Origin of the sequence: Variovorax sp. LjRoot290, assembly GCF_964253985.1 — a bacterium.
GTDB lineage: Bacteria > Pseudomonadota > Gammaproteobacteria > Burkholderiales > Burkholderiaceae_C > Variovorax.
The window spans coordinates 198,278-207,324 of sequence record NZ_CAXURW020000001.1; the positions used below are offsets into that span (position 1 = coordinate 198,278).

The window sequence follows — 9,047 nt, forward strand, 5'->3', positions numbered from 1 at the left end:
GCGGCCTTCGCAACTTCCGCATTTTCAGAGGAGGCGCTGGCGCGACAGACTGGGCGCCCCCATGCTTCCAAGGAGAGATCGATGAGCAGCGAATGGCATGCAAGCCTCCGAATCGGCTGGCGCTGTGCGTGGGTCGCCGCGACGGTAGCGATCGCCCTCGCATCGATGCCGAGCGGCGCCGCTGGCACGGCCGCAGTGCAGCTGACGCCCGAACAGCGCTTTGCGCTGGCGCTGGAAGCGCAGACGGAGAAGGACTACCGCGCCATGCTGCGCTGGCTGCGCACATCGGCGGAAGCCGGCTTCCGCCCCGCGCAAGAGATGCTGGGCATGGCCTTGCTGGGCGGACCGGCGCTGTTCGGCCACACGGTGCAGCGCCAACCCTGCGAAGCGCTGGACTGGTTCATCCGCGCTGCCGAGCAGGGCAGCGAGATCGGCCGGGCGCATCGCAACCTGCTGAACCGGCAGCCGGCGGGCAGGCGTTGCAGCCGCGAGCGCGCAGCCACCTGATTCAGCCGGCCGGGCGCGCCGCGGCGCGCGCCGCGCGGCCCTGCAGCCATTGCACGGCGGCGAGCAGCGATCGAGGCCACGATCAGCAGGGTCGCGACCGCGGTGATCGTCGGGCTGATCGATTCGTGCACGCCGCTCCACATCTGGCGCGGTAAGGTTCGTTGCTCCGAACCGGCGATGAACAACGCGACCACGACCTCGTCGAAGGAGGTGATGAATGCGAACAACGCGCCCGAGGCGACACCCGGCGCAATCACTGGCAGCATCACGCGGAAGAAGGCCTGCACCGGGCTGGCGCCCAGGCTGGCGGCCGCGCGCATCAGGTTGTGATCGAAGCTCGATAGCGTGGCCATCACCGTGATGTCGCTGCAGGCGGTGGCGGGCAGCCGCCTCGATGCGGCGCAGCGCCGGGCGCGCTTCGAGCAGCGGACCGCGGGCGATACCAGGGGCTCGGTGCCGGGGCTCTCGGAGGTGGCCGCCGGCAACGCGCTGCGGCCGCGTCCGGACCCGAGCGACGAGGGCCTGTTCGGCTTCTTCATCGCTCCGGCCGGTGCCTTTGCGGACGCGCCGGTCAAGCTGCGCAACGACAGCTACGAGCCGGGCGCGGACTCGGTCACCGGCCGGCTGATCCGTCTGCTGGCCACCGAAGCGAAGTCGGAAGTGATCCTGGCTCGCCCTACTTCGTGCCCGGACGCGTCGGCATGGCGCATCTGCGGCAGCTGCGTGCGCGCGGTGTCGACGTGCGCATCTTCACCAACGCCGCCGGCGTCAGCGACGAGCCGCTGGTCGGCGCCGGCTACGAGCCCTACCGGCTCGAGATGCTGCGCCTGGGGGTGCGGGTGTTCGAGGTCACCTCGGGGCGCCTCAAGCGCGATGCCGGCCTGCGCAGCGTGCTCGGCAGCTCGACCGGCCGGCTGCATGCCAAGCTCGGCTTCGTCGACCGGAAGATCCTGCTGGCCGGCTCCCTGAACCTGGACGGCCGCTCGGCGTTGATCAATACCGAGCTGGGCTTGCTGGTGCGCAGCCCCGGGCTCGTTGCGCAGCTGTTGGACTTCTACCGCGTCGACACCAACGTCGGCGTCTACGAAGTCCGCCTCAAGCCCGATGGACAGAGCCTCGAATGGATCGGCCTCGATCCGGAGGGCGAACCGGAACGGCTCGACGAGGAGCCGGAATCGACCTGGCTGCTGCGGCTCAAGCTGCGCCTGATATCGCTGCTCGTGCCGGAGGAGCAGCTTTAGCGGCGGCCGCGAGCTCAGGGCTCGCGCCCGGCTTTCAGCGGATAACCCGCCTCGCGCCAGGCCTTCATGCCGCCATCGAGCGCGACCGCGTGCAGGAAGCCCATGTCGCGCAAGGTCGCGGCCGCCAGCGTCGAGATGTAGCCCAGCTCGCAGCAGCTCAGGATGCGCCGCGTGGGATCGGGCAGGTCCTGGTTGACGCGCAGCTCCAGCTGGCCGCGCGGCAGCAGGCGCGCGCCGGGAATGTGGCCGCCCTCGTAGGCCTCGCGCTCGCGCACGTCGAGCACGATGAGATCGTCCTCGCCGGCCTCCACGCGCGTCTTGAGCTCGGCCAGCGACATGAAGGGCACCGTCGCGCCCGCTTCGGCCAGGAGGCGCGCCACCGTCTTGCCGCCGCTCATGTTGGTGCGCAGCGCCTCGGTCACATGTGTGGGCATCGTGAGATTGAGGCTGTTCATCATTTCGACGAACTCGACGCGCTCGCGCTTCTGCAGGCGCGGGTTCGATGCCAGCTCCTCGCCGATGGTCGAATGCGTGCGTCCTTTGTAGTCATGCGCCGGACAGACTTTGAGCGCCGGGTCCAGGCGCAGCACGCGGTTGAACAGGCTGTCGTAGAGCGCTTCCGGGTCGCCGCTGGGCAGGTCGGTGCGGCCGGTGGCGCCGATGAGCAGCGTGTCGCCGGTGAACAGCCGGTCTTCCACCTGCAGGCACATCGAGTCGGCGGTGTGTCCCGGCGTGTGCAGCACTTGCAGCCTGAGCTTGCCCAACACGATCATCTCGCCGTCGCCCAGCCGCATGTCGACGAAGGGAGCCGGGCTCTTGCGGTGCATCACCACCGGCACCTTGAGCTGCCGTGCGAGTTCGCGCGTGGCCGAGAAGTGGTCGGCATGCGTGTGGGTGTCGATCAGGTAGCGGATGCGCACGCCGTCGCGGGCGGCGAGCGCGATGTAGTGGTCGATCTGGCTCAGTTCCGGATCGATCAGCGCGGCGGCGCAGCTCTGGTCGCAGCCGACGAGGTAGGACTGGCAGCCCCCGGTCGCGACCTGTTCGAAGAGCATGCCTCGCTCCCGGTTCAGCCCGGTTGCTTGACCACCCGCAGGTAGGGCTTGGGCGCGTCCCAGCCGCCCGGGAACAGCTTCTTCGCGTCGTCGTCCGACACCGAGCCGGCGATGATCACGTCCTCGCCCTGCTTCCAGTTCACCGGCGTGGCGACCTTGTGCTTGGCGGTCAGCTGCATCGAGTCGAGCACGCGCAGGATTTCGTCGAAGTTGCGGCCGGTGGTCATCGGGTAGGTCAGCATCAGCTTGATCTTCTTGTCCGGCCCGATGATGAAGACCGAGCGCACGGTCGCGTTGGTGGCGGCGGTGCGGCCCTCGGAGGTACCGGGTTCCTCGGCCGGCAGCATGTTGTAGCGCTTGGCCACGGCGAGGTCGGTGTCGCCGATCATCGGGTAGGTCGGCAGGTAGCCCTGCGTTTCCTCGATGTCCTTGGACCAGCGGTCATGGGCATCCACCGGATCGATGCTCAGGCCGATCAGCTTGGCGTTGCGCTTGGTGAACTCGGGCTCAATCTTCGCCATGTAGCCCAACTCGGTGGTGCACACCGGCGTGAAGTCCTTGGGGTGCGAGAACAGGATCGCCCATTGGTCGCCGATCCATTCGTGGAAGTTGATATCCCCCTTGGTCGTCTTGGCCGTGAAGTTGGGGGCTTCGTCGTTGATGCGCAGTGACATGTTCGCTCCTCGAAAAAAGAGTTGACCGACAACAAACTCCTGCTGCCGGTGATGCGGCAAGACTCAAAGCATAGAAGAGCGCCGGGCCGGATGCCTAGCTCTTCTTGGATGTCCTGGCAAAGAATTGTGTCGGCACCGGCTGGACCGTCTCGCTGCCGCATTTGGGGCAGCGCAAATGGACGGTGGCATGCTCGGCAACATGTTCGGCGTGCTCGAAGACCTCGCCGCATTTCTGGCAACGGTACTGGTAGGTAGGCATCGCGCGTCTCCATCCTTGACCGGGACTCGGGGACCCGGGACGCGATTCTCTTCCTTATTCGCTCTTCAGGTGATAGCCGCGACCCGCATAGTCGAAATCGACCAGCTCGTTGATCGCCACGCTCTTGTCCGCCGGCGAGGCGTAGTAGGCGCGGATCTCGGCGATCCGGCCGCTTTCGGGATCGAACTCGTACCACTCGGCGCCGCGCAGGGCGGTGCCGCTCCTGTTCTTCCAGTGGGTCCACTCGATCATGGCCTCGGGCTTGTCGTGGCTCACGATGATGCGCTCGATGGTCCACTGCGAGCCCAGGGTCTCGACGCACCATTGCCATTTCTTCGCGATGGTGTCGGCCGTGCGCCAGGGAATCTCGGGCAGGCCGGCGGGGAAGTAGTGCACCGCGTCGGGCTTGAAGCAGTCGACCAGCGCCTGGTAGTCGGCGGCGTTGCAGGCGCCGAAATAGCGGCGGATGAGGGCTTCGTAATAGGCGGGGGTGAAGGCGGTCATAGCGGTCTCTGGTTGGGAACGAGAGGCGGGCGGCCGGCGGCGACCCATTCGCGGTGCTGCTGGCGCGTCGCCTCGCTCGGCGGGTACAGGCCCCACAGCGCCTCGCCGGCGCGCACGCGCAGCGCGAGATAGGCCTCGATGTCGTCGCGCTGCTCGCACAGATCGGCCATCTCCTCGGCCAGGTGCGCCGGGATCACGGTGATGTTGTCGCCGTCGCCGTGGATCACGTCGCCCGGGTACACCGCCACGCCCGCGCAGCCGATCGGCACCTGCAGGTCTGCCACGTGGTGGAAGGCCAGCCGGGTGGTCGCGGTCACGCCGGTGCACCAGATCGGGAAATCCATCTGCCTGAGCTCGGTGCCGTCGCGGAAGCTGCCGTCGGTGACCACGCCGCGCGCGCCGCGCATCATCATCCGCGTGATGAGCATGTTGCCCATCGAGGCGGCGCGGCCGTCCTTGTTGCTGTCGATTACCAGCACGTGGCCCGGCTCGAGCTGCTCGACGCCCACCCACTGCAGGTTGTCGGCGCTCGGTTCGGTCTTGAGGTTGCCGTAGACGTCGACGTCCTCGCGCGCCGGGATGAAGCGCATCGTGTAGGCGCGGCCCGCGAAAGGCTTGATCCTCCGGTTGAGCGGCGTCAGGCCATGCAGCACCGGCTGGCGAAAGCCCTTGATGTAGAGCTGCGTGGTCAGCGAGCCGCTGCTGGCGCGGGCCAGGCGGTCGAGCACCGCGTCGGGCACATGGGGCACGGGCGGGCGCTGCGGAATCGCGGCAGGCGGCAAGGGAGCGTGGGCGGTCATGGTCTGTCTCAACATGTGGAACCGAAAGGTGGGCCGGCACCCGGCGCGGGGGGGAACAGGCATCGTAGTGAGAGGTGGCCAAAAATAGAATCGACGCCACCGCCTGCGCAGGCCTGATCGGCGGGCCAGTACCAGCATCTGAGACAAACCATGGCCACATCCTCCGGCGAGGGCACCGGCGCCCTCGAAAAGGCGCTCGACGTGCTCGACGCGATCGGTTCCGCGCCCGAGGGCCTGGGCCAGAGCGAGCTGGCCGAGCGCCTCGCGCTGCCGCGCACCACCGTCTACCGGCTGCTGGCGACCCTGGTCGCGCGCGGGCTGGTGCGGCGCGATCCGCTGCGCAAGGTCTATTGCCTGGGATTCCGCTGTTTCGAGATGGCGCGCCAGGCCTATGCGATGCCCGACCTGGTGGCCGCCGCCGCCTTCGAGCTGCGCGCGCTGCGCGACCTGACCGGCGAAACCACCTACCTCGCCGCGCTCGACGGCCGCGAGGTGATCTCGCTGGAGCGCTGCGACGGCGCTCACAGCCAGCGCTCGGCCGCGGTGCTGGGCCAGCGCAAGCCGGTGCATTGCACCAGCCAGGGCAAGGCCATCCTGTCGGCCATGCCCGACGCGGCGCGCGATGCGATCGTGCGCGATGCGGTGCTGAAGCCACTCACGCCGCTCACCATCACCGACCGGCGCCGGCTGCAGGCCGAGTTGCGCATCACGCGCTCGCGCGGCTATGCGATCGACGACGAGGAGATCGCGCTCGGCGTGCGCTGCGTCGGCGCGCCGGTGGTCGATGCGGCGGGGCAGGTGCGCGGCGCGATCAGCGTGGCCGGCCCGGCCTGGCGCCTCACGCGCGCTCGGCTCGAACTGCTGGGTCCCGAAGTGGCGGAGGCCGCGCGGCGCGTCGGTGCGCAGCTGCAGCCGCAGGGCGCCGAGGCCGCGGCGCAGAGCGAAGCCTCGGTCTCGGCGCTGCCGGGCCCGTGGGCCTTCCATGGTGCGCACCCCTTGTGGTCGGCGGACGGCCAGCGCCTCTGGTGGGCCGACGTGCTCGCGCCCTCGGTGCGCGTGTGGGACGGCGATCAGGATCGCGAACTCGCCACGCTCGAAGCCCCGGTGGTCGGCCTGCTGCGGCGCGGCGATGCACTGGTGGCGGTGCACGAGCACGGCGCCTTCGTGGTCGCGGCCGATGGTTCGACGACTCCGCTGGCGTCCTGGCTGAAGGGCGCGGTCCTCGCGGTATGCAACGGCGAGGACGATGCGATCTGGGCCGCCGTCGCGCTGCCCGAAGCGGGCACCGCGATCGGCCTGGTGCGCGAGGACGGCGGCCTGGATGTGAAGTGGCGCATCGGCGAGCCGGTGCAGTGCCTGCGCTGGCGCGGCGACGACCGCACGCTCTATGCGGCGGCGCCGGGCTCGGGGGCCATCCTGCTGATGCAGGCCGGCGCGCCCACCGTGCGCCGGCTGGCCACCGTGCCCAGGGGCTCGGGGCGGATCAGCGGCCTGGCCTTCGATGCGGCGGGCGGCATCTGGACCGCGCTGTGCGACGGCTGGTCGGTGGTGCGCTTCAGCGCCGACGGCCAGCTCGATCGCGTGGTGGGGCTGCCGGTGCCGTGCGCGACCGATCTGGTCTTCGGCGGGCCGGATGGCCAGCAGCTCTACATCACGACCGCGCGTCAGAGCGTGGCACTGGACACGCTGGCGAGCGCGCCCCTGTCGGGGCGCCTGCTGGCCTTGCCGGTCTGATCGGCGGCCGCGCACTGCTCGACCAGCCACTGGCGAAAGAACCCGAGCGCCGGTCGCTCGTCGTGCGTCGCGGGCGTCACCAGGAAGTAGCCGCGCTCCGCGCGCAGCGGCCGATTGCAGGCCACGACCAGCTCGCCGCGCGCAAGCTCGGGCTCGATCAGCATGTGCGGCATCAGCGCCATGCCGAGCCCGTGCGCGGCCGCGATCGCCAGCATCGAGAACAGCTCGTAGCGCGGGCCGCTGCGCGCGCGCGGCGCGTCCACCCCCTGCGCGTCGAACCACTGGTGCCAGCCGTCGGGCCGGGTGCTTTGCTGCAGGAGCGGCATCCGTGCCACCGCGGCCGGCGAGAGCTGCTTGCGCGGCGCCATCAGCGCCGGGCTGCACACCGGCACCACGTCTTCATGCAGCAGAAGGGTCGACTGCGTGCCGGCCCAGTTGGCCGTCTGCGCGATCGTGCCCGCGTAGAGCGCGGCATCGAAGGGGGTGTCGTTGAAGAGAAAAGGACGGGTGCGCGTTTCGATGTGCACCGTGATGTCGGGATGCAGGGCGGCAAAGCCGGGCAGCCGCGGGATCAGCCAGCGCGTGGCAAAGGTCGGCACCGCCGCGAGCTGCAGCGAGCCGCCCAGGCCCTGGCGCGCCATCGCGTCGAGCGTGTCGCGCTCCATGGTGTCGAGCTGGCGCGCGATCTGGCGTGCGTAGTCGGCGCCGCCCGGCGTCAGGGCCACGCCGTGGCGCGTGCGGCGGAACAGCGCCATGCCGAGGAAGTCCTCCAGCGCCGTGATCTGGCGCGACACCGCGCTCTGCGTGAGCGCGAGTTCCTGCGCCGCGCGCGTGTAGCTCTCGTGGCGTGCGGCCGCTTCGAAGCAGATCAGGGCCTGGGTGGACGGGATTTTTCGACGCATGGTATGCGAGTGCTACATAGTTGAAGCAACGGCGCTTCCAATGGCAAGACGCTCCGGCATTGTGCTCTGAAGTGAGCAGAACGCATAACTGGGTGTGGAATCCTCGTTTGCGCTCGCCATGCCGCGCGCTTACGATCGCGGACGAACCTCAAGCCCCCTATACCGGAGACCGCCATGGCCCACGCCGCCTTTCACTGGGAAGATCCTCTTCTGCTCGACCAGCAGCTCACCGCCGACGAACGCATGGTGCGCGACGCTGCCAATGCCTACTGCCAGGAACGCCTGGCGCCGCGCGTGCTCGACGCCTTTCGCAGCGGCGAGACCGACCCCGCGATCTTTCGCGAAATGGGTGCGCTCGGCCTCCTGGGCCCGACGATCCCCGAGCAGTACGGCGGCCCCGGCCTCAACTACGTCTGCTACGGCCTGATCGCGCGCGAAGTCGAGCGCGTCGATTCGGGCTACCGCTCGATGGCCAGCGTGCAGAGCTCGCTGGTGATGGTGCCGATCAACGAGTTCGGCACCGAGGCGCAGAAGCAGAAATACCTGCCCAAGCTCGCCACCGGCGAATGGATCGGCTGCTTCGGCCTGACCGAACCCGACCACGGCTCCGACCCCGGCAGCATGGTCACGCGCGCCAAGAAGGTGGCCGGCGGCTACTCGCTCACCGGCGCCAAGATGTGGATCAGCAACAGCCCGATCGCCGACGTGTTCGTGGTCTGGGCCAAGGAAGTGAGCGAGAGCGGCACGGTCGGCCCGATCCGTGGCTTCGTGCTCGAGAAGGGCGCCAAGGGCCTCTCCGCCCCGACGATCCACGGCAAGGTTGGCCTGCGCGCCAGCATCACCGGTGAGATCGTGATGGACAACGTGTTCTGCCCCGAAGAGAACGCCTTCCCCGAAGTGCAGGGCCTGAAGGGCCCGTTCACCTGCCTCAACAGCGCCCGCTACGGCATCTCCTGGGGCGCGCTCGGCGCCGCCGAGGACTGCTGGCACCGCGCGCGCCAGTACACGCTGGACCGCAAGCAGTTCGGCCGCCCGCTCGCGGCCAACCAGCTGATCCAGAAGAAGCTGGCCGACATGCAGACCGAGATCACGCTGGGCCTGCAGGGCTGCCTGCGCCTGGGCCGCATGAAGGACGAGGGCACGGCCTCGGTCGAGGTCACCTCGCTGCTCAAGCGCAACTCCTGCGGCAAGGCGCTCGACATTGCCCGCCTGGCGCGCGACATGATGGGCGGCAACGGCATCAGCGACGAGTTCGGCGTGGCGCGGCACCTGGTCAATCTCGAGGTGGTCAACACCTACGAAGGCACGCACGACATCCATGCGCTGATCCTGGGACGTGCCCAAACCGGCATCGCCGCTTTCGCCAATTGA

Annotated in this window: 10 protein-coding genes and 1 pseudogene; 4 read left to right on the forward strand and 7 right to left on the reverse strand. The window is 69.1% G+C overall.

The window, feature by feature from the left end:
• Positions 1–81 precede the first annotated feature (81 nt).
• Positions 82–507: a sel1 repeat family protein gene (locus ACSQ9A_RS01065; RefSeq protein WP_436302381.1), complete on the forward strand. Its 426-nt coding sequence runs from the start codon at positions 82–84 to the stop codon at positions 505–507.
• A gap of 1 nt (position 508) precedes the next feature.
• Here ACSQ9A_RS01065 and ACSQ9A_RS01070 read toward each other — a convergent pair.
• Positions 509–866, reverse strand: a pseudogene (locus ACSQ9A_RS01070) (ABC transporter permease); the annotation flags it as partial.
• A 324-nt stretch (positions 867–1,190) separates the two neighbouring features.
• On the opposite strand from ACSQ9A_RS01070, the gene ACSQ9A_RS01075 reads away from it, so the two are divergent.
• Positions 1,191–1,748 (forward strand): phospholipase D-like domain-containing protein, encoded by a 558-nt coding sequence (locus ACSQ9A_RS01075; protein ID WP_436302382.1) that lies wholly within the window; start codon positions 1,191–1,193, stop codon positions 1,746–1,748.
• 14 nt (positions 1,749–1,762) lie between these two features.
• Here ACSQ9A_RS01075 and ACSQ9A_RS01080 read toward each other — a convergent pair whose 3' ends face one another.
• From ACSQ9A_RS01080 to ACSQ9A_RS01100, 5 genes are all read right to left on the reverse strand, one after another.
• The gene (locus ACSQ9A_RS01080; protein ID WP_436302383.1) at positions 1,763–2,803 is read right to left on the reverse strand and encodes an MBL fold metallo-hydrolase; all 1,041 of its coding nucleotides are present in this window, start codon (positions 2,801–2,803) and stop codon (positions 1,763–1,765) included.
• A 14-nt stretch (positions 2,804–2,817) separates the two neighbouring features.
• Positions 2,818–3,477, reverse strand: a complete 660-nt coding sequence (locus ACSQ9A_RS01085; RefSeq protein ID WP_093104462.1) for a peroxiredoxin — start codon at positions 3,475–3,477, stop codon at positions 2,818–2,820.
• Between the two features lie 94 nt (positions 3,478–3,571).
• A complete protein-coding gene (locus ACSQ9A_RS01090; protein WP_093104460.1) occupies positions 3,572–3,736 on the reverse strand; it encodes an FmdB family zinc ribbon protein in 165 nt (54 codons plus the stop codon).
• A gap of 54 nt (positions 3,737–3,790) precedes the next feature.
• A complete protein-coding gene (locus ACSQ9A_RS01095) occupies positions 3,791–4,240 on the reverse strand; it encodes a nuclear transport factor 2 family protein (RefSeq protein WP_436302384.1) in 450 nt (149 codons plus the stop codon).
• The gene (locus ACSQ9A_RS01100) at positions 4,237–5,040 is read right to left on the reverse strand and encodes a ribonuclease activity regulator RraA (RefSeq protein ID WP_436302385.1); all 804 of its coding nucleotides are present in this window, start codon (positions 5,038–5,040) and stop codon (positions 4,237–4,239) included. Before ACSQ9A_RS01100 ends, ACSQ9A_RS01095 begins: the two co-directional genes overlap by 4 nt.
• Positions 5,041–5,190: 150 nt before the next feature.
• Between ACSQ9A_RS01100 and ACSQ9A_RS01105 the strand changes: the two genes are divergently transcribed.
• On the forward strand, positions 5,191–6,774 hold the full coding sequence (locus ACSQ9A_RS01105) for an IclR family transcriptional regulator domain-containing protein (protein ID WP_436302386.1): 1,584 nt from the start codon (positions 5,191–5,193) through the stop codon (positions 6,772–6,774).
• Here ACSQ9A_RS01105 and ACSQ9A_RS01110 read toward each other — a convergent pair.
• On the reverse strand, positions 6,705–7,676 hold the full coding sequence (locus ACSQ9A_RS01110) for a LysR substrate-binding domain-containing protein (RefSeq protein WP_436302387.1): 972 nt from the start codon (positions 7,674–7,676) through the stop codon (positions 6,705–6,707). The two genes, ACSQ9A_RS01105 and ACSQ9A_RS01110, sit on opposite strands and share 70 nt — an antisense overlap.
• Before the next feature lie 174 nt (positions 7,677–7,850).
• Here ACSQ9A_RS01110 and ACSQ9A_RS01115 point away from each other — a divergent pair, with 174 nt between their 5' ends.
• On the forward strand, positions 7,851–9,047 hold the full coding sequence (locus ACSQ9A_RS01115) for an acyl-CoA dehydrogenase (protein WP_436292296.1): 1,197 nt from the start codon (positions 7,851–7,853) through the stop codon (positions 9,045–9,047).